Origin of the sequence: Serratia silvae (assembly GCF_023282985.1) — a bacterium.
Classification (GTDB): Bacteria; Pseudomonadota; Gammaproteobacteria; order Enterobacterales; family Enterobacteriaceae; genus Chania; species Chania silvae.
In genome coordinates, this window is sequence record NZ_JAGQDC010000004.1 from 238,755 (window position 1) to 265,662 (window position 26,908).

Here is a 26,908-nt window from a genome sequence, read left to right on the forward strand (position 1 = left end):
CAACCCTCTCCCACAGGGAGAGGGAGCTGCAAAAGTGATGGAGTTGAGTTGGGCAATTACAGTGGCAAGGGTCGAACGAAAAAACCAACTGTCATTATTCCCCAGGGAACAGGAACGGGTTGATACTGCTGCGCGCAAAGCCTTCCTCTTCCATCTTGGCATCGAGGATCAGCGAAGCCAGATCGTCGGCCACCGCCTCAACCTTCGGGTCCTTCTCCTGATAGAGGATCTTCAGGTAGGTGCCACAATCGCCACAGCTTTCCGCTTTCACCGCGGCCTGCTCACTTTCCAGTGACCAGTAGTTGAGATCGCCGGTTTGCTCGCAGTTGCTGCATTTTATCCGCACCACGTGCCATTCGCTCTCGCACAGGTTGCAGTGCAGATAGCGCAGACCGTTCACGGTACCAAGGTGCACCATGCTGGAAACCGGGATACTGCCGCAAACCGGGCAAAACTGGCGATGCTCGCCGTACTCGGCCCGTGCCTTGCCAGGGATCTGGCTGGCCATCTGCGTCCAGTACAACGACAGCGCAGCCCAAAGGAACGGGGCTTTGTCGCTGCCGACTTTGGCAAACTCGCCTTTCAGCAGGGCGCTGGCCAGCAGCTCCAGCTCATGGGACGAGGATTTCTCCAGGTTATCCAACACCGCCAGCACGTGTTCCGGTGCCTGCGGGCGCAGTTCTGCGATCAGCGATGCCAGCAGCTTGTGCCAGTGTTCACTGCGCGGATAGATGTTTATGTCCAACGGCGGCTTGCCGCTGGCCGCGCTCTGGGTCAGCGTTTCGCCGAGATCCAGCTCCAGCGGATTATCGTGGCAGGCGTTGTGCTGCGCTTGCGCAATGCTGGCGGCAAAATTGAGGTAATCACCCAGCGGATGGTCTGCGGCCAGTTGCTGCAGACGTTCGGCTCGGCGGGTATAAAGGCTCTTCAAATTGGCGAAAAGTAACGGCGGAATAGTTTCCGCCGTTGAAGACTTTTCACGCTGTGCCCCTAACTGCTCTTTAGGAACGATGCGGATACTCATCTGGGTTTGTCTTCCTGTTGTTTCTCGCGGACCTCACGGTACCAGCGCGGGTGATGCTTCTTGGCCCAGGCAGCCGGCACCCAACCTTCCACCATCGCGGTAATGGTGCCTTTTACCCACAGCGCGGCGTAAATGTGCACCATAATCACGATGATCAACCCCACCGCTGCCAACGAATGCACCACCAGCGCGATGCGGATCAGCGGAATGGAGAAGGCTGGGGCAAAGTATGGCCGCCAGATAACGATACCACTGGCCAGCAACAGCACCAGACTGATGATCGCCGCCCAGAATACGCACTTCTGACCGAAATTATAACGCCCAGTGTCACCCACTTCCTCATTCATAGCAATTTTGTGGATGTTTTTCGCCCAGACGATATCTTCCCGGTTGATCAGGTTGTGCTTCCAGTAGCGCAGGAACATCAGCAAGAACGCGACGAACATTAACACCCCGGTGAAGGGGTGAAGGATGCGTGCCAGCTGTGGCGTACCAAAGATATTCATCAGCCAGTTGAAGGACGGGAACAGGAATCCCAGCCCGCTGATGGCGGCAAAAATAAAGCAGAACGCCACAATCCAGTGATTAATCCGCTCCGGCGCGCTGTAGCGCTGAATTGGCTTTTCCTTCCTCATTTGCGCGTCTCCTCATCATGATGCTCGTCCTTCGGATCCTGCTCTTCCTCTTCTTCAACGCGGTTTGGCCCCACGCCAACGTAGTGGAAAATACTGGCCGCGAAGGTGGCAGCAAACCCGATGGCGGCCAACGGCTTCCATACCCCTTTCCAGAAAGTCACCGCCGGGCTGATGGTCGGGTTATCCGGTAAACCGTGATACAGCTGCGGTTTATCGGCGTGATGCAGAACGTACATCACGTGAGTGCCGCCCACGCCAGCCGGATCGTACAGACCGGCATTCTGGTAACCACGGGTTTTCAGTTCATCGACACGTTCCGCCGCGACATTTTTCATCGCTTCTTTGGTGCCGAAGTGGATCGCCCCGGTCGGACAGGTTTTCACACAGGCCGGTTCCTGGCCAACGCCAACGCGGTCAACGCACAGGGTACATTTGTACACCCGGTTGTCTTCCTGGTTCATGCGTGGCACGTCGAACGGGCAACCGGCGATGCAGTAGCCACAGCCGATACAGTGTTCGGACTGGAAATCGACGATGCCGTTGGCGTATTGGATGATTGCCCCTTCCGATGGGCACGCCTTCAGGCAGCCCGGATCGGCGCAGTGCATACAGCCATCCTTGCGGATCAGCCACTCCAGCTTGCCGTGCTCCTCAACTTCAGAGAAGCGCATCACCGTCCACGATTTGGCGGTCAGATCGGCGGGGTTATCGTAAACCCCGACGTTGTGCCCCACTTCATCGCGGATATCGTTCCATTCAGAACAGGCCACCTGACAGGCTTTACAGCCGATACAGGTAGTGACATCAATCAGCTTGGCCACTTCTTCCTGGTGATCGCGCGCGCGCGGTGCCGGGGTGAAGCCATTGGTGGCGGATTTACGAATGATGTCTTGAGATTGCATTGCCATAATTCGTCTCCGTTACACCTTTTCCACGTTAACCAGGAACGCCTTGAACTCTGGCGTTTGCGTATTGGCGTCGCCGACAAACGGCGTCAGCGTGTTAGCAATAAAGCCTTTCTTCGCCACCCCTTCGTAACCCCAGTGGATCGGGATGCCGATGGTGTCCACGTCCTGGCCATTCACCTGCAAGGTACGAATACGTTTGGTCACCACCGCCTTGGCCTTGATATAGCCACGGTTGGAGCTGACTTTGACCGTATCGCCCTGCTTGATGCCTTTCTTCTCGGCCAGCTTCTCGCCAATCTCCACAAACTGCTCTGGCTGAGCGATAGCGTTGATCAACGCATGCTTGGTCCAGTAGTGGAAATGTTCGGTCAGGCGATAGGTGGTACCGACATACGGGAACTTGTCGGATTTGCCCATCGCGGCCAGATCGTCTTTGAACACGCGCGCCGCCGGGTTGGACACCACGTTCGGGTGCAGCGGGTTGGTACCGAGCGGCGTTTCAAACGGCTCGTAGTGTTCCGGGAACGGCCCTTCGGCCATTTTGTCGAGGGCAAACAGGCGGCCCATGCCTTCCGGCTGCATGATAAACGGCCCGACATCGCTGCCCGGTGCGGCAGCGCTGTAGTCCGGGATATCGACCCCACCCCACTTGGCACCGTCCCACTCCAGCAACTGGCGTTTGGCATCCCACGGTTTACCCGCCGGATCGGCAGACGCACGGTTATACAGGATGCGGCGGTTCAGCGGCCATGCCCAGGCCCAGCCCAGCGTGTTGCCAAGGCCAGAAGGGTCGGCGTTATCACGGCGCGCCATCTGGTTGCCCGCTGGCGTCCAGCTACCTGCGAAGATCCAGCAGGCACTCGCCGTGGTGCCGTCATCACGCAGGTGCGCGAAGGTACTGAGCAGTTCGCCTTTCTTCGCCAACACTTTGCCGTCTGGATCGAGGACATCTGCCAGCGCCCGGCCATTGCTCTCCATTGCCACTTCTTCTGGCTTCGGATTTTCCGGGGTCAGGTAATCCCAGGACATGTTCAGCAACTGCTCAGGGACCGCGCCGCCGTCACGGGTGTACATTTCGCGCAGGCGCATTAGCAGCCCCGCCAGAATTTCACCGTCGTTCAGCGCTTCCCCTGGGGCATCGGCCCCTTTCCAGTGCCATTGCAGCCAGCGGCCGGAGTTAACGATTGAACCGTTCTCTTCGGCAAAGCAGGTGGACGGCAGGCGGAACACTTCGGTCTGGATCTTCGATGGGTCAACGTCGTTGAACTCATCGTGGTTCTGCCAGAAGTTGGAGGTTTCAGTGTTCAGCGGGTCGATAGTTACCAGGAACTTCAGCTTGGCCAGCGAGGCCACCACTTTGTTCTTGTTCGGGAATGAGGCAACCGGGTTAAAGCCCTGGCAGAGATAACCATTCACTTTCCCCTGCGACATCATCTCGAAATACTGTAGGACATCGTAGCCTTTGTCCCACTTCGGCAACCAGTCAAAGCCCCAGCTGTTATCTTTCTGCGCTTTGTCGCCGTAGAAGCTCTTCATCATGCTGACGAAGAATTTCGGGTAGTTGCTCCAGTAGTTTACCTGACCCGGCAGCAGCGCCTTCGGCGTGTTGGCTTTCAGGTAGGTCTCCAGATCGGTCTGTTTCTCGGAAGGCAGCGTCATATAGCCCGGCAGGCTTTGTGACAGCAGACCCAGATCGGTCAGACCCTGGATATTGGAGTGGCCGCGCAAGGCATTCACACCACCACCCGCCATGCCCATATTGCCAAGCAGCAGCTGGATCATCGCCATGGTGCGGATGTTCTGCGCCCCCACCGAGTGCTGTGTCCAGCCCAGGGCGTAGAGGAACGAGGCCGTCTTGTCGTTGGCACTGGTTTCGGCGATATATTCGCAAACCTTGAGGAAGTCTTCGGTTGGCGTGCCGCAGATGTTGGTCACCACCTCTGGCGTATAACGGCTGATGTGCTTTTTCAGCAGATTCCACACGCAGTTCGGGTCCTGTAGCGTGGTATCACGCTTGGCGAAGCCGTTCTCGTCGAGCTGGTAGTTCCAGGTGGTTTTATCGTATTTGCGATTATCTGCGTCGTAGCCGCTGAACAGGCCGTCGTCAAAGGTGAAGTCTTCCCGCACCAGCAGGCTGGCGTTGGTGTAGGCGTCCACGTACTCGCGGTTAATCTTGTTATTAGTGATCAGGTACAGCAAGACGCCCGACAGGAAAGCAATGTCGGTACCTGAACGGATAGGCGTGTAGAAATCCGCCACGGATGCAGTACGGGTAAAGCGCGGATCGATGACGATCAGCTTGGCTTTATTATGAATTTTGGCTTCCATCGCCCAGCGGAATCCCACTGGATGCGCTTCTGCCGCATTCCCACCCATGACGATAATTAAGTCGGCGTTCTTGATATCAACCCAGTGGTTGGTCATCGCACCGCGACCAAATGTTGGAGCAAGACTTGCTACCGTTGGTCCGTGTCAGACACGCGCCTGGTTATCTACGGCAAGCATGCCGAGAGCGCGACTAAATTTTTGGGTCAGCATACCGGTTTCGTTGCTGGAGGCCGAAGCGCACAGCATACCGGTGGTCAACCAACGGTTGACGGTAACGCCCTGATCGTTGGTTTTGACGAAGTTGGCATCGCGGTCTTCTTTCATCAGTTTGGCGATGCGGGTAAAGGCGTCGTCCCAGCTGATGCGTTGCCACTTGTCTGAACCTGGAGCGCGATATTCAGGGTATTGGAGACGGCTTTCGCTGTGGATGAAATCCACCAGACCTGCACCTTTCGGGCACAGTGCACCACGGTTTACCGGATGGTCTGGATCCCCTTCGATATGGAAGATGCTCTCTTTGGCGTTTTTGGCGCCATCACCAAGGCTGTACATCAACAGCCCACAGCCGACGGAACAATACGTGCAGGTATTACGGGTTTCACGGGCGCGCAGCAGCTTGTACTGCCGGGTTTCCGCTAGCGCCACCGCAGGGCTAAAGCCCAGTGCGGCCACCGTGGTGCCTGCCATACCGCCAGCGCAGATCTTAAAGAACTGCCTTCTGCTGACCTGCATGGGGGTCTCCTTTCTCTCTCGTGTTGTCACATTGTTTCAAATGACGCTTTCCCCCTCAAAGCGGGAAGCGCTAAAATTACTATTCTTATGTGGGTATTGGCCAAATGGGCCGCAACGGCGCCGCAATAATACCATAGCAGGCGTAGGGTTGTTACAAACAGGTGCCAAGAAAGTGAACAAAATTAACCAAGAACAGCCCACAAATGTGAACGCGCTCACGGGCCTGATCCAGGCTCCGGTGTACCAACGCGGGCAACTGGCCACCACAGAGCAAGATTGGCTCGCCGAAGAGGTGCCGGTCGCGCTGGTGTATAACGGCATTTCTCACGTGGTGATGATGTGTACGCCAAAGGATCTGGAGGCGTTCGCCCTCGGTTTTTCCCTCTCGGAAGGGATTATCGACTCGCCACGGGATATCTTCAGTATAGAGGTTAATCCCACCTGCAACGGCATGGAAGTACAAATTGAGCTTTCCAGCCGCCGTTTTGCCGGGCTGAAGGAGCGCCGCCGGGCAATGGCGGGCCGTACAGGCTGCGGCGTTTGTGGCATCGAGCAGTTGGCGGATATCTTCCGGCCAGTCACTCCACTGCCCTTTACCCAAACCTTCTCGCTGGCCAATCTCGATCGCGCCCTCGGCCAGTTGCGCCAAGTGCAGAACGTCGGCCAGTTGACGGGGTGCACCCACGCTGCAGGGTGGATCTCACCACAAGGTGAACTGCTGGGCGGCTGCGAGGACGTTGGCCGCCATGTGGCGCTAGACAAGATGATCGGTGTGCGCGCCAAACAGGGATGGCAGCAAGGGGCTATCCTGGTTTCCAGCCGGGCCAGCTACGAGATGGTGCAAAAATCCGCCATGTGCGGCGCCGAGATCCTGTTCGTGGTCTCTGCCGCCACCTCACTGGCGGTGGAAATCGCCGAGCGCAGCAACCTGACATTGGTTGGCTTTAGCAAGCCAGGCCGGGCAACGGTGTTTACTCATCCGCAGCGTATTGTCGATTAAGGGATAAGCCACAATTTCTGTAGGGCATTGATAATCATTTTCAATATCATTTAATTAATTATAATGCATCATACTGCTTACGCGGTGCTCACATTTTGCGCCGCCCTACACTACTGGAGATGATGATTATGAGTTATTCACTGCCATCCCTACCTTATGCTTACGACGCACTAGAACCGCACTTCGACAAGCAGACGATGGAAATCCATCACACCAAACACCACCAGACCTACGTTAACAACGCCAACACCGTGCTGGAAGCTTACCCTGAGCTGGCTTCGCTGAGCGTAGAAGCACTGATCCAGGATCTGGATAAAGTCCCTGCTGACAAGCGCACCTTCATGCGCAACAACGCAGGCGGCCACGCTAACCACAGCCTGTTCTGGAAAGGTCTGAAAACCGGCACCACGCTGGGTGGCGATTTGAAAGCCGCTATCGAGCGCGATTTCGGCAGCGTAGAGAAATTCCAGGAAGAGTTCGAGAAAGCCGCCGCCACCCGTTTCGGTTCTGGCTGGGCCTGGCTGGTGCTGAAAGGCGACAAGCTGGCCGTGGTGTCTACCGCTAACCAAGACAGCCCGCTGATGGGCGAAGCCGTTTCCGGTGCTTCAGGCTTGCCAATCGTTGGCCTGGACGTGTGGGAGCATGCTTACTACCTGAAATTCCAGAACCGTCGCCCGGATTACATCAAGGCATTCTGGAACGTGGTGAACTGGGACGAAGCGGCCAAACGCTTCGCCGAAGCCAAGAAATAATTTGGCGTTCCCCTATGGATTTCGAGTTGCAGCTAGGCGACAAGCTTACTCATCCCCAGGAGCTTACTTTTAGTAAGTGACTGGGGTGAGTAAGTGCAGGTAACAACGCTGCAGCTTGAAAGACGACGGGGATATCTCTGATGATGCCCGCTGATGCGGGTATCTTTTTGCCTATTTGCCGCTAAAGTTTAACCGCTCCTTGCCGATGCTTTGTTCAATTGACTAACGCCTAAAGAGGGAAAAATCATGGCGGCATTGAAAGCTTTGGCAGGAAAAATCGTTCATCTCACTGTAGGTAAAAAACTCGGACTCGGATTTTCACTGATGTTAATACTGGCGATTGTGATCGCTGGCACCGGGATAACCTACCTCAATATTATCGAATCACGCAGTAACCGCATCGATTTCAGCTATCAGCTGACGGGTGAAATCAGTCAGGCGAAATACTACCGCGCCATGTTTAGCCAAAAATACAATCCCGAATTCCTTGAGCGTAACCGTAAACATATCGAGAACGCCTTACAGCTGGCCAGCCATGCACAGAATCTGAATTGGGATACGCAAAGCCGCAAGGATTTGGAGCTATTGGTGGTGTTGCTGGGTAACTATGAGCAACAACAGAAAATGTTTGCCAAAGCCGTGGCGGATAAAGACGCGGTGCGAGCAAGCTGGAACATGTCTGAAGTGCAAGACAGCCTGAGCCAGGTTGAACGTCAACTGGGTACTGCCGATCTGCAACTGGCGTTTACCCAATTGAACCAGAAGTTAACACAGATCCGCTACTATGCCCGTGGCCTGGTGTTACAACCCAATGCCAGCTCCGAAACTCCGTTGCTCAGCGCTATCGACGACGCCCGTAGCGCCGCCAACACGCTCAGCCAACACCTGAACGAGTCACAGCGCCCGTTGCTGCAACCTCTGTTGACCACGCTGGATGAGTATAAAGGCCATATCACTGCCTACTTACCTGCCTTTGAGAATGAGATAAAGATCAGCAAACAGCTCGGCGGCTACGCTGACGAGATCGGTACGCTGGTTAACAATTTCATGAAGGATGAGCTGACGCAGACGCATAACAATATCAATACCGCACAGTGGCAGATGGGGATCACCACGGCGATCGCTATTCTTGCCGGCCTGCTGGTGTCATGGCGTATCACATTGCAGATCACTCGCCCACTCAACAGCACCTTGGAGCTGGCAGAACGGATTGCCAAGGGTGATCTACGCCAGGCACAAACCAGCACACGCCGCGATGAACTGGGCCAGTTGCTCAATGCCGTCGCGGCGATGAGCCAAAACCTGCGCGATATGATTGAGAAAATCCAGATGGGGGTCAGCCAGGTCTCCACCGCCGCCGGAGAAATCGCTGCGGGCAATACCGATCTTTCGTCACGCACCGAACAGCAGGCCGCCGCGGTGGAAGAAACCGCCGCCAGCATGGAACAGCTCACCGCTACGGTGAAGCAGAATGCCGACAACGCCCATCACGCCAACCAGCTGGCGACCGATGCCTCGCAAACCGCACAGCAGGGCGGCAAACTGGTCAACAACGTCGTCAGCACCATGCGGGATATTTCCAACAGTTCGCAGCGGATCGCCGAAATTACCACCCTGATCAACGGCATTGCCTTCCAGACCAACATACTGGCCTTGAACGCCGCCGTAGAGGCCGCCCGAGCAGGCGAGCAAGGGCGTGGTTTCTCGGTTGTCGCCAGCGAGGTGCGTAATCTGGCTCAGCGTAGTGCCCAGGCAGCGAAAGAAATCGAAGGGCTGATCACCGAATCGGTAAACCGAGTGCAGAGCGGTACCGCACTAGTGGAAGACACCGGCAACACCATGGAGCAAATCGTCCGCTCGGTCACCCACGTGCGCGATATCATGGCTGAAATAGCCGCAGCCTCCGACGAACAGACCAGGGGCATCGCGCAGATTGGTCAGGCCATCGTGGAAATGGATCACACTACTCAGCAAAACGCCGCGCTGGTAGAAGAGTCTGCCGCTGCAGCTGACTCGCTGGAAGAGCAGGCCGAGATGCTGCTGCAAAGCGTCGCGGTATTCCGTCTGGCGGATAAAGCTGCACCAGTGGAAACGAAAACCCCCCAGCTCAAAACACCGTCGATGGTCAAACCGAGCACCAGCGCCGAAGACAACTGGACGACCTTCTAATATCTTCCTCCGCCCGGTGATTTCCGGGCGGGTTATTCTGTTCCTCCCCCTCGACTCAGGCTATGCTAGGCAGCATTAACGAGCGTGAATGGAGGCTTGCATGCACCACCCTGACGTTTATCTCGGTTCGATTCAACCCTATGAAGGCGGCCGCCCCAGCGCTATCGCCAAGCGCCTGGTGGAGGGCACACTGAAGCTTACCCCACTGGGTCTGGCAGGTGATGAGCAGGCAGAAAAAAGCTATCACGGCGGGCCAGATCGCGCCCTTTGCCACTACCCACGCGAGCATTACGACCACTGGCGTGAACAGTTCCCCGCTCAAGCCGAACAGTTCTGCGCGCCAGCCTTTGGTGAAAATATTTCGACCCTCGGCCTGACCGAACATAACGTATTTATGGGGGATATTTACCGCTGGGGCGAAGCGCTGATCCAGGTGACCCAACCGCGCTCCCCGTGTTTCAAGCTCAATTACCATTTCGCTATCGACGATATTTCGGTGCTGATGCAGCAAACCGGCCGCTGCGGTTGGCTGTATCGCGTAGTATCGACCGGATCGGTAAGTGGTGACCAACCGCTGGCGCTGGTGACCCGCAATAGCGAGGTTTCCGTCGCAGAAGCCATCAGCATCGCCTGGCACATGCCGTTCGATGAAGAGCAATACCGTCGTTTACTGTCGGTAGCCGGGCTGTCGGCCAGCTGGAGCAAAACCATGCTGACGCGCATCACCAGCGGCAAAATCGAAGACCTCAACCGCCGTCTGCTTGGCCGTTAACCGGCGCTAGGCAGAAGACATCCATCGACCTGGATTAGGGAGTTGCGCTATGGCTACATCACCTCATTCCATTCATCACGCGGCTGCGACTGGCTATCAGGCCAATGCGGATCGCTACGTTTTAGGCCGCCCGGATTATCCGGCGGAGATCGCCGATTGGCTGCGTGAGGTACTCGATCTACAGCCCGGTAAGACCGTCATCGATCTGGGCGCAGGCACCGGCCAGTTCACTCCGCGCCAGCTGGAGACCGGTGCCAACGTTATCGCCGTTGAACCGGTGGCGCAGATGCTGGAAAAGCTGGCGGCGGCATTCCCTCAGGTGAAAACGCTAGCAGGTACCGCCGAATCACTCCCGTTGCCGGATGAATCGGTGGATGCCGTGGTGTGCGCACAATCCTTTCACTGGTTTGCTACGCGTCAGGCGTTGGCGGAAATTCAGCGCGTGCTGAAACCCGGCGGCAAGCTTGGCCTGGTGTGGAATATGCGCGATGCGCGGGTTGGCTGGGTACGCAAACTCAATCAGATAGTCGATCGCCACGAAGGGGATGCGCCGCGTTTTTATACCGGTGAATGGCGCAGGCTGTTCCCTTACCCGGGTTTTACCCAGCTACAGGAGCAAGTGTTTATGCTGGGGCATAGCGGAGCGCCGGAGGATGTGATTTATAACCGTGTGCGATCCACCAGCTTTATCGCCGCGTTGCCGCAACAGCAGCAGGAACAGGTGATCGAACAGATCCGCCAGTTGGTGGCAGAGGAAGAGGAGCTGCGGGGGAAGGAAACGCTCACGGTGCCTTACCAGACCTGCGCGTTCTTTACGACCAAGGCCGGATAAAACAACCCAGAGAACATCGTCTGGCTAAGACGATGTTCTCTGGGGCTGGTTATCAGAACGCTTTTTTCGCGTAGCCGGTAACCACTTTCAGGCCCATCTCACGGCCAAGTGCGGTCATTGGATGCACCACGATCAGGCCACGGGCGCTTTTCTTCAGCGTGCCCATATCCGCCTGCTCTTTCTTGGTGATCTCACGGCTGAACGGCAACTGGCTCAACTTCTGCGCTTCCGCACTCAGTTTTTCCACGCGCACGTTTTTCAGGCGCTCAATCTCGGTCTTCAACTTCTCTTTTTCTTTGAGATGTTGCGTAATCAGGTCGGTGTTACCCTGCTGGATCACCACAGTGTCTTTGTGGTTCAGTGCGTCCAGCAAATCGCTCAGGCGCTTAATCTCGGCTTTTTCTTTCTCTTTCATCGTCTCTGGCCTGTTTTGTTCTATGGCGTAAAAAATATTTCGCTAGTGTAGCAAAATGCACGACAGGTTACTCCCCACCTTGCGCAATTCCCGCAGGCAGGCCGCTCATCTCGCAGGCTTTTGCCCCCACCCGCGCCAGCGCCTGGGTATAACGGGCGTTAAATGGATAGCAGCAGGAGAGCCGCAGCCCATTATGATAACGCCCACTTGGAGAATATAGCGTACCCGGCGTCAGGCAGATCTGCTCATCCAGTAACTGATGGAACAGCGCCACCGTGTCCACCCCTGGCGGGAACTCCACCCAAAACACAAACCCACCGGCAGGTTGGGTAGCTCTTGTCCCGCGCGGGAAATGGCGGGCAATCAGCGCCCTGGCTTCTTCCACCTGCGCCGCATAGCGTTTGCGTAAATTGCGCAGATGATGATCGTATCCCCCCGCCTCCAGGAACATGGCCAGCGTCTCCGACAGCAAGTGCGACTCCGACATCGAAGACACTGCCTTCAGCTTGCGCAGCGCCTCACTGAAGCGCCCACCGACCACCCAGCCGATGCGAAAATCCGGTGCCAGCGTTTTGGTGAAACTGGAGCAAAACAGCACCCAGCCGTCGCTATCGAACGCCTTCACCGCCGGGCTAAGCGCACTGCCAAATTGCAGCTCGGCATATAACCCATCTTCGATCAGCGGCACTTGATGATCGTTCATCAGGCGTGCCAGCCGTTTTTTCGATGCCAGCGGCATGGTGCAGCCCAACGGATTCTGTATCGTCGGCATGGCGATGACCGCATTCAGCCGTTTCTCCTGCAACAGCAACTCCAGCGCATCCAGCGACAGGCCATGCTGCGGGTCGGTGGGAATTTCCAGCGCTTTCAGCCCCAGGCTGGCGAGCAACGGCAACAGATAAAAATAGGTCGGCGACTCCAACCCCACGCAATCGCCCGGCTTGGTGGTCACCCTGAGCGCCAGCTGCAAGGCTTCCATGCAACCGTGCGTCAGCGTGATGTCACTCGGCTCCAGCAACATGCCCAACGTCATCGAGCGCCGGGCGATCTGCTGGCGCAACCGCAGGCTGCCCGGCGGCAAGGCGTATTGGCCAATCAGATTAGGCTGGCGGCGTAACTGTGATGACAACATCCGCCCCAACTTGCCACCGGGATAAAAATCCACGGTTTGCGGGCAGGCAAGCGACAAATTGGTGAAGACCGGGTTCTGCTGAGCAGCAAACACCGTATCGATCAGGGCCAGCACATCATCAGCCGGTTGCTCTACCCGGTTGCTGGGTGCTGATGCCGTTTTCAGCGCAGGCAAGGTCGCCCGCACGTAAAAACCAGACTGTGGCCGCGCTTCGATCAGCCCCCGGTCTTCCAGCTGGCGATAGGCCGCCACCACGGTATTGATGCTAACGCTGTGGCTCTGTGCGCAGCGGCGTACCGAAGGCAGGCGGCTACCGGGCGGTAAAGTGCCACGGTGGATAGCGGCCGCCAATGTCTCCGCCAGTTGCAGATAGCGGGTTTCCGGGATCTCGTCGAGCAGGGTCACAGTTTCTCTCCAGGTAATGGGTACAGTTCGAAATTACCGAAACTGTAACCCTGACAATAGCTGGTTTCTGGTTCTGTCACCATCTGCCAACTGCCCTTATGCTGGTGATCACCCCCAATCATGTATGGAAAACCTCATGCTGGACTCCGCATTTATCAGTTACGTAACCGTGATGTCGATTACTCCTGGCCCCAATAACCTGCTGCTGGCCTCGTCCGGCGTCAATTTCGGCCTGCGGCGTACCTTGCCGATGATGTTTGGCATCAGTCTGGGCTGTGCGACACAGCTAGCTCTCACCACGCTATTGCTGGCGCTGATCCTTAACTGGGCCGATACCATCCGCTTTCCGCTGGCGGTGATGGGCTGTGCGTACCTGCTGTGGCTATCGTGGAAGCTGTTTAAAGCGGCCTCACCGGATGCTAAACAGCAGGCACGGCCAATGCGCTTTATCGGCGGAGCCTTGTTCCAGGCGGTGAACCCGAAAGCCTGGCTGATGGCCATCAACGTGGCGATCTTGTTCACTCCGCACGAGGGAGCGACGCTACATCAGACGCTGTTAACCATAGCAAGCTTCACCGCGGTGAATATCCCCTGCATCTTGATCTGGGCATTGATGGGCGATCGGCTACGCCACGCTCTGCGTGTGACCTGGAAACTACGGTTATTTAACGGCGTGATGGCAGGCTTGATGGCAACCACCGCATTATGGTTGCTGTTTGACGAGTGGCGTGCGCTGATGGCTTAAGGCTTTTGAGCACCGAGCGGAGAGAGCCGGGAAGGCTGTTTGGCACCGATCTCCGCCAGCAGCTCGGTGATCGACAGCACCATGGTGGAACGCACCATCTGCTGGTAACGCTGGTGTTGCATGGCGATCAGTGATTCATCCGCCTCGCCGGGCTGTAGAAAAGTGGGAACCGGCGGCAAGGCGCTGACGCAGTGGAACTCACCGAAGGGGCCGAGTATCTCATCATCAATAAAGCGATATTCCGAACCGTCATGGTTAAGCTCTTCACGCATCGCCATCAGCAGTTCAGCATCTTCATATTCGTGGCGGGAAATCACCCCCAACCCGTACATCAGCTTCAGGCGTACCGAAAGTTCACCAAGCGGCCCGGCACCGGACAACAGAGGTTCGACGGCATATTTCACCGCATAGTCATCTTTACGGAAAACCTGCACCACCAGGACATTAAGCGCTTCTGCCAACAGTTCAACCGCTGCGATCAGAAAACTGCGCACCGTCTTGCCAGCGTTCAGCTTTTCCAGAACCTTGTTTTCGAATGCCTGTGTCTCGATCATCTTCGCTTTTCGAATCGCGTGGGTGGTGTGTTCACTCAGGCGCTCCCCGTTAACTACTGGGAGTGGCCCCGAATGGGGGGCAAAGACGCCTTGCCCCCTCACCCTACCCCTTATCCGTGGGGAAAGGGAATGAGTTTGCTTACACTGGTTTGATATCACAGCGTTTACTGCATGGCGTTATACACAGCAACCGCCTCTTCCACAACCTTGCTGTCGGCCGGTAAACCGGAAATTTGCGCCAGCGCGGCTTTTGGACCCAGTTTTGCCAGCAAGTCTACCAGCTCTTGTGCCTGTGGGTCCTGTTCGCTGCGGTAGCTCATGGCGGCGGCAATCCCCTTAATCAGGTTGGCGTGCGGCAAGCCATATTCCAACGTGCCCAACAGCGGCTTGATCAGGCGATCGCCCGCGCTCAGTTTGCGCAGCGGCTGACGGCCCACACGCTCTACGTCATCATGCAGATACGGGTTTTCGAAGCGGGACAGGATTTTGTTGATATAGGCAGCATGCTTGTCGGCGTCAAAACCGTAGCGCTTGATCAGCACCGCACCACTCTCTTCCATCGCCCCTTTGACCACTTGGCGGATGACCGGATCGAGGATAGCATCACGAATGGTCAACAGCTTGGCGCGCTGGCCCAGGTAGGCGGTGATCGCATGGCCGGTATTGAGGGTAAACAGCTTACGTTCAACAAATGCCATCAGGTTGTCGGTCAGTTCCATGCCGGCGATGGCTGGCGGTTGCCCCTTGAATTGGGTCTGATCGACGATCCACTCGCTGAAGGTTTCTACCGTCACTTCAAGCGGATCGTTGCTGCCCGCCTCGGCTGGCGGCACGATACGGTCTACGGCGGAATCGACAAAGCCGATATGCTGCTCAACCCAGGCCTGTTCATCCTGTGGCAGCGCGTCGAACACGTGCTGTTTGAGCTGGCTGGTACCACGCACCATGTTTTCACAGGCGATGATATTCAGCGGTTGAGCATTGCCTTGCTGATGGCGCAGGATCAGGCCTTTGGCGATAGTCCCGGCAATTCTGGCGAGGATCTGCGGACCAACGGCGGTCGTGACGATATCGGCCTGGGCAATCAGGGCCACCGCCTCTTCGCTACCGCTGTTAACGGCACTGACGTTATTCACCTCTTCAACGCGCGCCTGCTCACCCACCACATGTACCTGGTAGCTTTTGCGTTGGTTCAACGCGTCCAGCACCGTCTGGTTAACGTCAGCAAAAGTCAGTTCGGCGTGCGCGTCGGCAAGCAGTTTGCCAATAAAGCCACGGCCAATATTGCCGGCTCCGAAGTGTAATGCTTTCATATTCCACCCTTTCTTAATGTAGAAAGGTGCAGCAAGCTGCACCCTTTAAAATAATTCTGTTATCAGGCCTTCTTGCCGCCCAGCAAATCCAACACTTCCTGGACGCTGGTGGTATTCGCCAGCCGCTCGATGACGGTTTCATCATCCAACGCATTGGTCAGGCTGGTGATCACCTGGATATGCTCGTTGTTACGCGCCGCGATACCGATAACCAGGCGTGCCACCTCATCCTCTTCGTCACCGAAACGTACGCCCTGCGGATACTGGCAGAACACCACGCCGGTACGCAGCACGCGGTCTTTGGCTTCAATGGTGCCATGCGGCACGGCAATGGATTCGCCCAGGTAGGTAGAAGTCAGCTTTTCACGTTCCAACATGGCCGGAACATACTCTGGCTCGACATAGCCGCCCTTCACCAGTTGCTCACCGGCAAAGCGAATGGCCTGCTCTTTATCAATGGCCTGCAAGCCGAGGAACACGTTGCTTTCACCCAGTTTAAACAGGTTCTGTTCGCTGGCGTCAAAGCTGTCATCCAGGGTGGAGATAACCTTCTGCTGGGTTTCGCTGGTCTTGTTAGCGGCCACCAGGCGAGCGGTCAGATCGCTGTACAGATGGCTGTCCAGGAAGTTGGTCAGCGAGATGTGCTGGGCCTGCGGCGCATGGCGCATCGCACGCTCGGTCAGATCGCGGTGAGTGATCACCAGATCCACATCTTCCGGCAGACTGTTGATCGCGCTGTTAGTTACGGAGATATTCTTCAGCCCCGCGTCCGCCACTTTCTTGCGTAGCACGCCAGCACCCATGGCGCTGGAACCCATACCCGCATCGCAAGCCACGATGATTTTACGCACGGTGCTCAGATCGCCGTCTACGGCTGCGTTTACCGCGGCACCGCCTTTAGACTGGGCTTTCATGTCCTGGATACGGCGGGTCGCTTCTTCCAGGTCGTCTTCCTCTTTCACTTTTGAGGTTTTCAACAGGAAGGCTGAAACCACGAAGGAGACCACGAACGCCGCAAATACCGCCGCCAGGTTAGCGAAGTAGGCGCCTTTTGGCGTCATCGCCAGCACCGCCAGGATAGAGCCAGGGGAAGCAGGAGATACCAGGCCGCCGTTCAGCAGGGTCAGGGTGAATACGCCGGTCATACCGCCCAGAATAACCGCCAGGATCAGGCGTGGATTCATCAGCACGTATGGGAAGTAGATTTCGTGGATACCACCCAGGAAGTGGATGATCGCCGCACCGCCAGCAGACTGCTTGGCACTACCACGGCCGAAGAACATATAGGCCATCAGCACGCCCAAACCTGGGCCTGGGTTGGCTTCGATCAGGAAGAAGATCGATTTACCGGTTTCCGTCGCCTGCTGGATGCCCAGCGGTGAGAAGATACCGTGGTTGATGGCGTTGTTCAGGAACAGGATTTTCGCCGGTTCAACGAAGATCGAGGTCAATGGCAGCAGGTTGTTGACCACCATGATATGCACGCCAGCCGCCAGCACTTTAGATATCGCTTCGACCAATGGCCCGATACCCATAAAGGCCAGGATTGCCAACAGCATACCGATGATGCCTGCGGAGAAGTTGTTGACCAACATCTCGAAGCCGCTTTTGATCTTGCCGTCAACCCAACGGTCAAAGTGCTTGATCGCCCAGCCGCCCAACGGGCCTGCAATCATGGAACCGAGGAACATCGGCATGTCTGCACCGACGATCACGCCCATGGTGGTGATGGCACCGACCACGCCGCCACGCTCGCCGCCCACCAGTTTACCGCCGGTATAACCGATCAGCAGTGGCAGCAGGTAGGTGATCATTGGCCCAACCAGCTTGGCTAACGTCTCGTTTGGCAGCCAGCCGGTAGGAATGAATAGCGCAGTGATGATACCCCAGGCGATGAATGCGCCAATGTTGGGCATCACCATATTACTCAGGAAACGGCCAAAGTTTTGCACTTTAACCTTGATGTCTGGTGAAAACATAAACACACCCCTATTGTTACGCGCTGACAATAAGAGCGCGCGATAATTGTTGTAACGTTCTAGCCCTGTTGATGCTGTTTGCGAAACGGACTCTACCACGCTCTTTTTACTACGCGAACTTCACGGAATTTTTGTGATCACCATCACTAACATTGCCCCTATACCCTGGTGTATTTAGTGATATACATCACACTTATGCGGTGTAAAAAAAATACAACGAGAAGATATACCGGCCAAATGCACCAAAAACGTGACCACAATCACACTTTAAACCTTGCTGTTTGTTTTTGAAATGTGACAAGAATCACAATTTATTTTACATCCGACCACCGGGCCGTGGCCTGAAATGACATCTTCCCTGTGAGCATCCACACCGTCGGGAAATAACCATGGCGTGGATGAAAGAAAACTACATTACAGAAAGTCATGAATAGTTGAAGTGTAGTACAGAAGTATTAAGAAATGGGGGAACCGCTCGCAGATCAACGCAGCAGCTCAGCCCCCTCGTACCACTAGCCTGAAAACCAGTCTTAAAACTGTCACCTACTTATTTGATGGTCGATAACTGGAAATTTAGCGTTAAGTCTACCAAACAATTAAATCGCTAGCGAATCTACGGTAGCGATTGAGTCTTTTAATGAAATTTTATTATCCAGTAAATTTCACTGTATTAAACACTCAATTAATAAATCTTGTTTGACAGCCCAGGTTGCGGCATCAATATTTTATATTAACGCCTATTGCTTAGCGCATTTTCTATAAGTGTGGCTATTTGTACCCGTCATACTTCAAGTTGCATTGTCGTTGGCTGGCCGTAGTTATTTCCCTCTGAACAAGAAATGCTCTATTGCAACCTCAATACAACGCTACTTATTAGGCATAAGAATAATACTGAATTATATAATCATTATTATCTTATAAAAAACAAGAATAATCCATTTTAATTTCATTATATTTACTAAGTTAAAAACAGGATGATATAATAAATTAACATGTAAAAGAAGTTAATAAAAACTTCCTGCCCACATCATTATTTAGAATAATAGCCCTACATTTAATATGAGTGGGGTTACGAGTTGCCAATACGTCAAAAATAAAAAGGAATATTTCTAATGAATACAGAAAAAAAACAGCTCATCGCTAAATTATCTCCCATTTGCTTTTTTAGCCTGGTTGCTTGGGGGGCAGTCTCCCATGCAGCGGTCAACCCGTCAGCCGGTGGCCCTTCTGTAAGTGCTGGTGCCAATGGGAGCACCATTGTTAATATCAATGCGGCAGGCCAAGGCGGCGTTTCCCACAATATCTACTCACAATTTGACGTAGATAGAGGGGGTGTTGTTCTTAACAACAGTGCAGCTGGCTCCACGTCACAACTAGCTGGAAATATTGCAGGAAATGCGAATCTGGCCGGAGGTTCTGCTTCAATTATCCTTAATGAAGTCAACTCAACCAAAGCAAGCCAACTGAACGGTATGATAGATGTGGCTGGCCAAAAGGCTCAGGTTATCGTGGCTAACCCGTCAGGGATTTCCTGTAATGGTTGTGGCTTTATCAATGCCGACCGCGCTACCTTGACGACCGGTAAAGCACAAGTTGTCAATGGTCAACTGCTTGGTTATACCGTGGATAAAGGAACCATCATCGTTAATGGTAACGGCCTGCAAACCTCGGAGACTAACTATACCGACATAATCGCACGTACCGTGCAGATTAATGGGAATATTAATGCAAAAGACCTGAAAGTAACCGTCGGTAAAAACCACGTTAATGCCGACAATACCCAGATCACTGAACTGGCACCTGCCAGCGCTGGTTATCATGTAGGTATTGATGTTGCTAATTTGGGCGGCATGTACGCCAACAAGATTACACTGGTGAGCACCGACAATGGCGTCGGTGTTCGCAATGGAGGAACCATTGGAGCCTCCGTCGGTGATGTCAGCATAACCACCAACGGTCAGTTAGTGAATAAAGGGGTCATCAGTGCTCAACATGACGTCAATATCGACACCCTGCGAGCTAAAATAGTTAACAGTAAAACAACCTCCGGTTATATGCTGGACAACTCGGCTAAAGGCACTATTAAAGCCGTCAACGACATCAATATCGATATTGGAAAAAGTAGGCTGCACAATATTAATGGTACCCTTATGGCCGATGGCAATATCAACATCATCAGCGGTGACGTATACAACAATTCGGGCAATATTAAAAGTCAAGGCGTAGTAAATATGCGCCATGATCCGTACGCCACCGAGAATAAAAGAGTAATAAACAACAACAACGGTGTTATTAGCGGTTATAATGGGGTGGTACTCTCATCTAATGATTTAGACAATACAAATGGTTTGATCCAGGCAAATGCGGGAGGTATTGACATCAACACTGTCAACAATACACTACGCAATATCAATGGCACCATTGAAGCCTGTTGCGAAATTAATCTTGATGTTGGCATCCTGTATAATCAATCAGGATTAATCCAATCTTTAGACGATGTCACCATTAATACTCAGTATAACCTCATTAATAACAAAGGGACTATTCTTAGCAAGAATGATATGCTAATTAATAGTGCGAGCGTCACTAACACTGACGGCCTTATAAAGGCAGCTAATTACCTGGAGATCAATTCTGCTGAAGGTATCGGCAATAGCGGCATGGGCCCAGGCCCCTATGATAAAGGACTGTTCAGTGGCAAAGGCGGCATGAAGCTGAGTGTCAAAGGAGGTTCTATCGTTAATAATAATGGGCGAATTGCATCAGAGGGTAATATTGTAGCCAATAGTTCCGCTACAATGATAAATGACAATGGCTTTATCGAAAGCGATAAGAATATCGTGATTAACACCCAACGTTTCCAGAACGGGAATGGCCTGATCAAATCGGCCAACGATACCGAGATCACCGCAGACATGGCCCTAAGTAACAATAGCAATATTAGCGCAGAAGGTCACGCAACGTTAAACTTATCAAGTAGCTATGTACATCATGGCAAACTGAGTGGTAAAAAAGGGATCGATATCAATGCAACACAAGGCATTGTATATAATTACGGTACCCTATCTTCCGATAATGGCCTGACAACGATTAACAGTCTGGGGTTCACCAACTTTAAGACCGGTGTTGTTGACAGTCCTGATGGCTTAAATCTCGTGCTTAAAAACCCAAATAGTTTCATCAACCTGGGTAAAATTGATGGCCCTATCTCAATACAATAAATAATTACTCACTATACCCAAAGTTGCACGAAAGCAACATCAAGGTGAGTCCCCAGCCACTTACTTAAGTAAGTGGCTGGGGTGAGGCTCATGGATGAGCCGAATAACCAAGGGTAGTCAACAGCCAACGATGATACGTCTTGGGTTACTGCATGACCGCAAATACGGTTTTCTGCGCGTTCAACAAGTCCTGCTGCTTGGCCACCAGATTAGACATCATGGTGTTGTACTGCGTCGCCTGCTGCTGGGTGCGGAACTGCACGCCGCCGTTGTTGAAGCTGACCTGATTGCCCTGGGCCTGCAGGAAATCCCCTACCTGCACCAGCTCTTGGACAAAACCGGCAGTAGTTGGGATCGCCGGCATCAGCGCATTGGCCGGTGCGGTGACAATCTTGTCATACACCTGGTTGTACACCGCTTTCAGATCGTCCGGCTGCTTCAGTACCGCACGAGCGGTATCCGCCTGCGCCTTGGCAGTCTGGATCTGCTGGCCCAGCAAGTTTAACGCGCCGATCGACTGTTGCAGGCTATCGCGCTTGCTCATGTAGTCCTGCGCGGTGCGGATCTGATTAACCTGCTCCAGCGCCGGGGTCAGGCTGGCGTCTACCGACTTCGCCAACTGTTGGGAAAAACCCACCAGAATGGCGTAATCGCCGGTATAAGCACCGAATTTCTGTTTCTGATCTTCGCTCAACGTCGGAATATGTACGCCACTGCGCATGACCGTATTCTGTAAGTAATCAACGAATGCCTTGCGCTGCTCCGGCTCTTTATCGCCGCAGGCGGTCAGTTGCATAACCACCAACAATGCCAACACTGGTGCCAGCCAACGCGCGAAACTTCTGCTCTGGATCCCTACCGCCATGTGACATAACTCCTGTTATAAACGTGTCTTTTATCAGATTCCATGCCGTCTGCCGCCCTCCGTGCGTCTAAAGAATAGATCAACTACCAGCGATACGAAATGCGATTGTGCGAAGTACTCAGAATAACCTATCGCTTCGCGGCCGCCATCACAGATGAAAAAGCGCCCGCAGGCGCTTTTTCTTGGGCTTTACACCATTATTGCAGCACGGAGATATCCGCAACTTGCAGGAACAGCTCACGCAACTTACTCAGCAACGTCAGGCGGTTCACGCGCACCGCTTCATCTTCTGCCATCACCATAACGCTGTCGAAGAACGCATCCACGGTTTCACGCAATGCGGCCAGCTCCACTAGCGCTTCCTGGTAGCGGCCTTCAGCGAAGAACGGCTCCAGTTTATCGCGCAGCACCACCAAGTGGGTTGCCAACTTCAGCTCGGCCGGCTCTTTCAATACCGAAGCATGGACGTGATCCAGCAGCGTATCGCTGGATTTGGCCAGGATATTGGAAACGCGCTTGTTGGCAGCCGCCAGTGCCGCAGCGGCTTCCAGCGTACGGAAATGCGTCACCGCTTTTACCCGTGCGTCAAAATCGGCAGGCCTGGTTGGACGACGTGCCAATACAGCCTGGATGGTATCCACCGCGTGGCCTTCTTCCTGATACCAGGCACGGAAACGGCCCAGCATAAAGTCGACAACCTCGTCCACCACCTTGGCGTTGGTCAGCTTGTCACCATACAGGCGGACAGCCTCTTCGGTCAGGGTTTGCAGATCCAGCGGCAGGTTTTTCTCAACGATAATACGCAGCACACCCAGCGCAGCACGGCGCAGTGCGAACGGGTCTTTATCGCCTTTTGGATGCTGCCCGATGCCGAAAATCCCGGCCAGAGTGTCCATCTTGTCGGCAATCGCCAACGAACAGGCCACCAACGATTGCGGCAGTTCATCACCGGCAAAGCGTGGCTGGTACTGTTCGTTCAACGCCACTGCAACGTCTTCGGCTTCACCGTCATGGCGCGCATAGTGCATGCCCATGACGCCCTGGGTGTCGGTGAATTCGAACACCATGTTGGTCATCAGATCGCACTTCGACAGCAGCCCCGCACGCGTAGCGTGGTTGACGTCAGCCCCGATCTGGCCGGCAATCCAGCCCGCCATGGCCTGGATACGGTCGGTCTTGGCGCGCAGGGTGCCCAGTTGCTGTTGGAACAGCACGGTTTCCAGACGCGGCAGGTTGTCTTCCAGGCGTTGCTTGCGGTCGGTATTGAAGAAGAATTCGGCATCCGCCAGACGTGGGCGTACCACCTTCTCGTTACCGGAGATGATTTGCTGTGGATCCTTCGACTCGATATTGGCGACGAAGATAAAGTTCGGCAGCAGTTTGCCCGCGGCGTCATACACCGGGAAATACTTCTGATCGCCCTTCATGGTGTACACCAGCGCTTCCGCCGGCACCGCCAGGAATTTCTCTTCGAACTTGGCGGTCAACACCACTGGCCATTCAACCAAGGAGGTGACCTCTTCCAGCAGGCTCTCACTCAGATCGGCTTTGCCGCCAATCTGTTGTGCAGCCAGCTCGGCATCGCGCTTGATCAAGGTTTTACGAGTTTGATAATCCGCCACCACTTTGCCGCGCTCCAACAGGATCTGCGGGTATTGATCGGCGTTATCGATAGTGAACTCAGCTTCACCCATAAAGCGGTGGCCGCGAATAGTGCGGGCAGAGTCAATACCCAGCACGGTGCCAGGGATAAGTTCTGCACCCAGCAGCATAGTCACGGTATGCACCGGACGGACGAACTGGGTCTCTTTATCGCCCCAGCGCATCAGTTTCGGGATTGGCAGCTTGGACAGCGCAGTGCTCACCATACCGGCCAGCAGTTGCTGGGCAGATTGGCCTGGCACATGGGCGCGATACAGCAGCCATTCGCCTTTATCGGTCACCAGGCGCTCGGCCTGATCGACGGTGATACCGCAGCCTCGCGCCCAACCTTCGGCCGCTTTGCTCGGTTTGCCTTCGGCATCGAACGCCTGGGCAATGGCTGGACCGCGTTTTTCAACTTCACGATCGGCCTGCGCAGCACTCAGATCCGCCACTTTCAACGCCAGGCGGCGCGGAGCGGCAAACCACTTCACTTCGCCATGTTCCAGGCCAGCGTTGTCCAGTTCAGCGGTAAAGTTGGCAGCAAAGGCTTCTGCCAGTGAGCGAAGAGCCTTCGGCGGCAGCTCTTCCGTGCCGATTTCCACCAGGAAAGTCTGTTGTGTCATAGCTGCCTCTACTTCTTGTTACACATTGGGAAGCCCAGCGCTTCGCGGGAAGCGTAGTAGGCCTCGGCAACGGCTTTGGTCAGCGTGCGAATACGCAGAATATAGCGCTGACGCTCGGTAACCGAGATCGCCTTGCGTGCATCCAACAGGTTGAAGGTATGAGCAGCCTTGAGGATACGTTCATAAGCCGGCAGCGGCAGCGGTTTCTCCAGTGCCAGCAGCGTTTGTGCTTCCTTCTCATACTGCTCGAAGCAGGAGAACAGGAAATCGACATCGGCGTATTCGAAGTTATAGGTGGACTGCTCCACTTCGTTCTGATGGAACACGTCGCCGTAGGTGGTAACGCCCAACGGGCCGTTGCTCCACACCAGATCGTAAACGCTGTCTACGCCCTGGATGTACATCGCCAGGCGTTCCAGGCCGTAGGTGATCTCGCCAGTGACCGGTTTGCACTCCATACCGCCAACCTGTTGGAAATAGGTAAACTGCGTGACTTCCATGCCGTTTAACCATACTTCCCAACCCAGACCCCAGGCGCCGAGCGTCGGGTTTTCCCAGTTGTCTTCCACAAAGCGGATATCGTGGATGGTCGGATCCAGACCCAGTTCCTTCAAGGAACCCAGGTAGAGTTCCTGAATGTTTTCTGGCGATGGCTTAATCACCACCTGGAATTGGTAGTAATGCTGCAGGCGGTTCGGGTTTTCCCCGTAACGGCCGTCGGTTGGGCGACGTGAAGGTTGCACATAGGCGGTGGCCATTGGCTCCGGGCCCAGTGCACGCAGGCAGGTCATCGGGTGGGATGTCCCCGCGCCAACTTCCATGTCCAGCGGTTGCACGATGGTGCAGCCCTGGCGCGCCCAATAGTCCTGTAGTGTCAGGATCAGACCCTGAAAGGTCTTGGTATCAAACTTTTGCATGTTGATTTCGCACGCGATACAAGTGGATTTAATAGAATGGGCCAGTATACCCGTTGACCGTAAGATATACAGCCAGAATCCCGCAACAAGTGTCAATCTTCGAGAAAAAAGCGCGCTTCGCGGCCACTTAAGGCGGGATCGGAGTTTAATACCGCGATACCCCTTAGCTTGAGACAGATGGGAGTCTTGGCGGTTACGACCGTTGAGTGCATGGACGCGGGATACGAGTCCCAGGAACGGGTTCGCGGCATGTCGGCGTTCTGCAAGGCTTCCACCTATTGCACTATTAACTAACCGCAGCTATTTAGCATCGAGCGATTATAAGCCACATCGGCAACCTGGCATTATTCATTGCTTCTTGAATTGGCTCTGATACGATCATCCGCAGTGGAAAGATAACGGCATCATGTAAAGTAAATTTTTTAAATTTATTAGGGAAGGATGAAAATGATAGAGTTCTTTGATGTGGATTATAATTTATTGCCAGATAATAGATCCAATGAATTATTCTCCCTCAGAAAGACCACCTTTAAAGATCGCCTGAATTGGATTGTAAACTGCGAAAGAAACATGGAGTTTGATGTCTACGACAATAAAAACACCACCTATCTATTTGGTGTTTATCAGGGGCTGATCGTCTGTAGCCTGCGGTTTATCGAGACCCAACACCCGACGATGATCATCGATACGTTCAAACCTTACTTCCCTCAGTTAAACCTGCCCGATGGCAATTTTACCGAAGCCAGCCGTTTATTCATTGATAAATCACGAATACAGGAATTGCAGCTGCGGCAATACCCGATTAGCTCAATACTTTTCTTGTCGATGATTAACTACGCGCGAGATCGTGGCTATGAAGGTATCTATGCGATTGTCAGCCATCCGATGATGATCATTTTCCAACGCTCTGGCTGGCAGATTTCCATTGTTGAAACCGGCCTGTCGGAAAAGAAACAGAATATTTATCTGATTTTTATGCCGGTAGATAGCCATAATCAGCAAATCATGATCGACCGCATCAATCAGAAATCACCGAGCCGCAATGCAACCTTAGACTGCTGGCCACTGTCATTCCCGATCAGGAAGCACCGGTCTGATGAGCTTCAGCTCGACGCCAAGCCTGATGGCATGTTTAGCGTTAGTAACGCCTAACTTTTTGACCACGTTGCCAATATGAAATTTTACTGTGGTGAGCTTGATCCCTAAGATAAGCGCGATTTCCTGATAGGATTTTCCCATGCTTGCCCAGTAAATAATCTCATTCTCGCGTTTGGAGAACAGCTCTTTTTGGCTGATCTTGTCAAAATCGCTGGTGTTATTCAGCTCGTGATACAGCGCGGTCAATTTATCATGGGCGGTGATCAGCAGCATCTGCAGCTTATGTTGGTTCTCTTTGATCGACTCTTCGATATTTTCATCACAGGAGTCATCGATGATCAACGATAGTACCACCAGGTTATTATTATGATCGTGCAATACTAACGTATAACCATTGATGACATTATAGTTTTTGGCCATATCAAAAATCTTGGGCAACTTTAACCCGGATCGGATCACGATATTCTCATCCCAGGAAAAAGGGGTTACCCGGTGGGAGGCGGTAATAAGTACCGGATCGATAAATTGATAGTTATTGGCGGTATAAAACTCGAACCATTCTGTTCTGTTGGAAATTATGGCAAAATCGGCAGGATTGCGTTTGTTCATAATCGCATAGGCGTACTTTATGTTGTGATATTCTCTTAAGTTTTTTTCTAAATAAGTCTTTATAGCTGAGTTAATAAACTCATTATTAAAGAATAAACTTGACACGTAATAATCTCCTTGTAGAAATCTCCGTTACAAATTTCAGAGCACAACATAAAGCCATAGTTTATCATAGAAAACTAATCTAGAGTAAGAAATAACTTATCAATTTATAATAAATAGCTTAGTTATAATAA

The 26,908-nt window shown here is 53.7% G+C and carries 21 protein-coding genes; 8 read left to right on the forward strand and 13 right to left on the reverse strand.

Annotated elements, in window-relative coordinates:
- Window positions 1-94: 94 nt before the first annotated feature.
- From fdhE to fdnG, 4 genes are read right to left on the reverse strand one after another with little or no spacing between them, the layout of a single operon-like run.
- Window positions 95-1,024: a formate dehydrogenase accessory protein FdhE gene (gene fdhE, locus KAJ71_RS07655; protein WP_248945166.1), complete on the reverse strand. Its 930-nt coding sequence runs from the start codon at window positions 1,022-1,024 to the stop codon at window positions 95-97.
- Window positions 1,021-1,659: a formate dehydrogenase cytochrome b556 subunit gene (gene fdoI, locus KAJ71_RS07660; RefSeq protein ID WP_248945167.1), complete on the reverse strand. Its 639-nt coding sequence runs from the start codon at window positions 1,657-1,659 to the stop codon at window positions 1,021-1,023. Before fdoI ends, fdhE begins: the two co-directional genes overlap by 4 nt.
- The gene (gene fdxH, locus KAJ71_RS07665; RefSeq protein WP_248945168.1) at window positions 1,656-2,567 is read right to left on the reverse strand and encodes a formate dehydrogenase subunit beta; all 912 of its coding nucleotides are present in this window, start codon (window positions 2,565-2,567) and stop codon (window positions 1,656-1,658) included. Before fdxH ends, fdoI begins: the two co-directional genes overlap by 4 nt.
- Before the next feature lie 12 nt (window positions 2,568-2,579).
- Complete coding sequence (gene fdnG, locus KAJ71_RS07670) at window positions 2,580-5,627, reverse strand: formate dehydrogenase-N subunit alpha (protein ID WP_248945169.1); 3,048 nt, start codon at window positions 5,625-5,627, stop codon at window positions 2,580-2,582.
- A 181-nt stretch (window positions 5,628-5,808) separates the two neighbouring features.
- On the opposite strand from fdnG, the gene fdhD reads away from it, so the two are divergent.
- From fdhD to KAJ71_RS07695, 5 genes are all read left to right on the forward strand, one after another.
- Window positions 5,809-6,627: a formate dehydrogenase accessory sulfurtransferase FdhD gene (fdhD, locus tag KAJ71_RS07675; protein ID WP_311294427.1), complete on the forward strand. Its 819-nt coding sequence runs from the start codon at window positions 5,809-5,811 to the stop codon at window positions 6,625-6,627.
- A gap of 128 nt (window positions 6,628-6,755) precedes the next feature.
- Window positions 6,756-7,379 carry a superoxide dismutase [Mn] gene (gene sodA, locus KAJ71_RS07680; RefSeq protein ID WP_248945171.1) on the forward strand — a complete coding sequence of 208 codons (624 nt, stop codon included), beginning with the start codon at window positions 6,756-6,758 and terminating at the stop codon, window positions 7,377-7,379.
- A 246-nt stretch (window positions 7,380-7,625) separates the two neighbouring features.
- Entirely contained in the window at window positions 7,626-9,548 is a 1,923-nt protein-coding gene (locus tag KAJ71_RS07685; protein ID WP_248945172.1) for a methyl-accepting chemotaxis protein, read from the forward strand.
- Window positions 9,549-9,648: 100 nt separating this feature from the next.
- Complete coding sequence (gene yiiM / locus KAJ71_RS07690; RefSeq protein ID WP_248945173.1) at window positions 9,649-10,320, forward strand: 6-hydroxyaminopurine reductase; 672 nt, start codon at window positions 9,649-9,651, stop codon at window positions 10,318-10,320.
- Between the two features lie 49 nt (window positions 10,321-10,369).
- On the forward strand, window positions 10,370-11,152 hold the full coding sequence (locus KAJ71_RS07695; RefSeq protein ID WP_248945174.1) for a class I SAM-dependent methyltransferase: 783 nt from the start codon (window positions 10,370-10,372) through the stop codon (window positions 11,150-11,152).
- Between the two features lie 52 nt (window positions 11,153-11,204).
- On the opposite strand, the gene KAJ71_RS07700 is transcribed toward KAJ71_RS07695, so the two are convergent.
- Together KAJ71_RS07700 and KAJ71_RS07705 are read right to left on the reverse strand one after the other, a co-directional pair.
- On the reverse strand, window positions 11,205-11,567 hold the full coding sequence (locus KAJ71_RS07700) for a YibL family ribosome-associated protein (protein ID WP_248945175.1): 363 nt from the start codon (window positions 11,565-11,567) through the stop codon (window positions 11,205-11,207).
- A 67-nt stretch (window positions 11,568-11,634) separates the two neighbouring features.
- The gene (locus tag KAJ71_RS07705) at window positions 11,635-13,104 is read right to left on the reverse strand and encodes an aminotransferase-like domain-containing protein (RefSeq protein WP_248945176.1); all 1,470 of its coding nucleotides are present in this window, start codon (window positions 13,102-13,104) and stop codon (window positions 11,635-11,637) included.
- A gap of 136 nt (window positions 13,105-13,240) precedes the next feature.
- Between KAJ71_RS07705 and KAJ71_RS07710 the strand changes: the two genes are divergently transcribed.
- On the forward strand, window positions 13,241-13,849 hold the full coding sequence (locus KAJ71_RS07710; RefSeq protein WP_248945177.1) for a LysE family translocator: 609 nt from the start codon (window positions 13,241-13,243) through the stop codon (window positions 13,847-13,849).
- On the opposite strand, the gene KAJ71_RS07715 is transcribed toward KAJ71_RS07710, so the two are convergent.
- The 3 genes from KAJ71_RS07715 to KAJ71_RS07725 all read right to left on the reverse strand — a co-directional run bounded on the left by KAJ71_RS07715 (window position 13,846) and on the right by KAJ71_RS07725 (window position 17,695).
- On the reverse strand, window positions 13,846-14,403 hold the full coding sequence (locus KAJ71_RS07715; RefSeq protein ID WP_248945178.1) for an MltR family transcriptional regulator: 558 nt from the start codon (window positions 14,401-14,403) through the stop codon (window positions 13,846-13,848). The genes KAJ71_RS07710 and KAJ71_RS07715 overlap by 4 nt on opposite strands.
- A gap of 164 nt (window positions 14,404-14,567) precedes the next feature.
- Window positions 14,568-15,716 carry a mannitol-1-phosphate 5-dehydrogenase gene (locus tag KAJ71_RS07720; protein WP_248945179.1) on the reverse strand — a complete coding sequence of 383 codons (1,149 nt, stop codon included), beginning with the start codon at window positions 15,714-15,716 and terminating at the stop codon, window positions 14,568-14,570.
- Between the two features lie 62 nt (window positions 15,717-15,778).
- The gene (locus KAJ71_RS07725) at window positions 15,779-17,695 is read right to left on the reverse strand and encodes a PTS mannitol transporter subunit IICBA (protein ID WP_024483280.1); all 1,917 of its coding nucleotides are present in this window, start codon (window positions 17,693-17,695) and stop codon (window positions 15,779-15,781) included.
- A gap of 1,112 nt (window positions 17,696-18,807) precedes the next feature.
- Between KAJ71_RS07725 and KAJ71_RS07730 the strand changes: the two genes are divergently transcribed.
- Window positions 18,808-20,916, forward strand: a complete 2,109-nt coding sequence (locus KAJ71_RS07730) for a two-partner secretion domain-containing protein (RefSeq protein ID WP_248945180.1) — start codon at window positions 18,808-18,810, stop codon at window positions 20,914-20,916.
- A 145-nt stretch (window positions 20,917-21,061) separates the two neighbouring features.
- Here KAJ71_RS07730 and KAJ71_RS07735 read toward each other — a convergent pair whose 3' ends face one another.
- From KAJ71_RS07735 to glyQ, 3 genes are all read right to left on the reverse strand, one after another.
- The gene (locus KAJ71_RS07735; RefSeq protein ID WP_248945181.1) at window positions 21,062-21,781 is read right to left on the reverse strand and encodes a DUF3053 domain-containing protein; all 720 of its coding nucleotides are present in this window, start codon (window positions 21,779-21,781) and stop codon (window positions 21,062-21,064) included.
- A gap of 197 nt (window positions 21,782-21,978) precedes the next feature.
- Window positions 21,979-24,048, reverse strand: a complete 2,070-nt coding sequence (gene glyS, locus KAJ71_RS07740) for a glycine--tRNA ligase subunit beta (protein ID WP_248945182.1) — start codon at window positions 24,046-24,048, stop codon at window positions 21,979-21,981.
- 8 nt (window positions 24,049-24,056) lie between these two features.
- On the reverse strand, window positions 24,057-24,965 hold the full coding sequence (gene glyQ, locus KAJ71_RS07745) for a glycine--tRNA ligase subunit alpha (RefSeq protein ID WP_024483285.1): 909 nt from the start codon (window positions 24,963-24,965) through the stop codon (window positions 24,057-24,059).
- A gap of 447 nt (window positions 24,966-25,412) precedes the next feature.
- Between glyQ and KAJ71_RS07750 the strand changes: the two genes are divergently transcribed.
- A complete protein-coding gene (locus KAJ71_RS07750) occupies window positions 25,413-26,117 on the forward strand; it encodes an acyl-homoserine-lactone synthase (protein WP_248945183.1) in 705 nt (234 codons plus the stop codon).
- Here KAJ71_RS07750 and KAJ71_RS07755 read toward each other — a convergent pair.
- Window positions 26,034-26,777, reverse strand: a complete 744-nt coding sequence (locus tag KAJ71_RS07755; RefSeq protein ID WP_248945184.1) for a helix-turn-helix transcriptional regulator — start codon at window positions 26,775-26,777, stop codon at window positions 26,034-26,036. The genes KAJ71_RS07750 and KAJ71_RS07755 overlap by 84 nt on opposite strands.
- Between the last annotated feature and the right edge of the window lie 131 nt (window positions 26,778-26,908).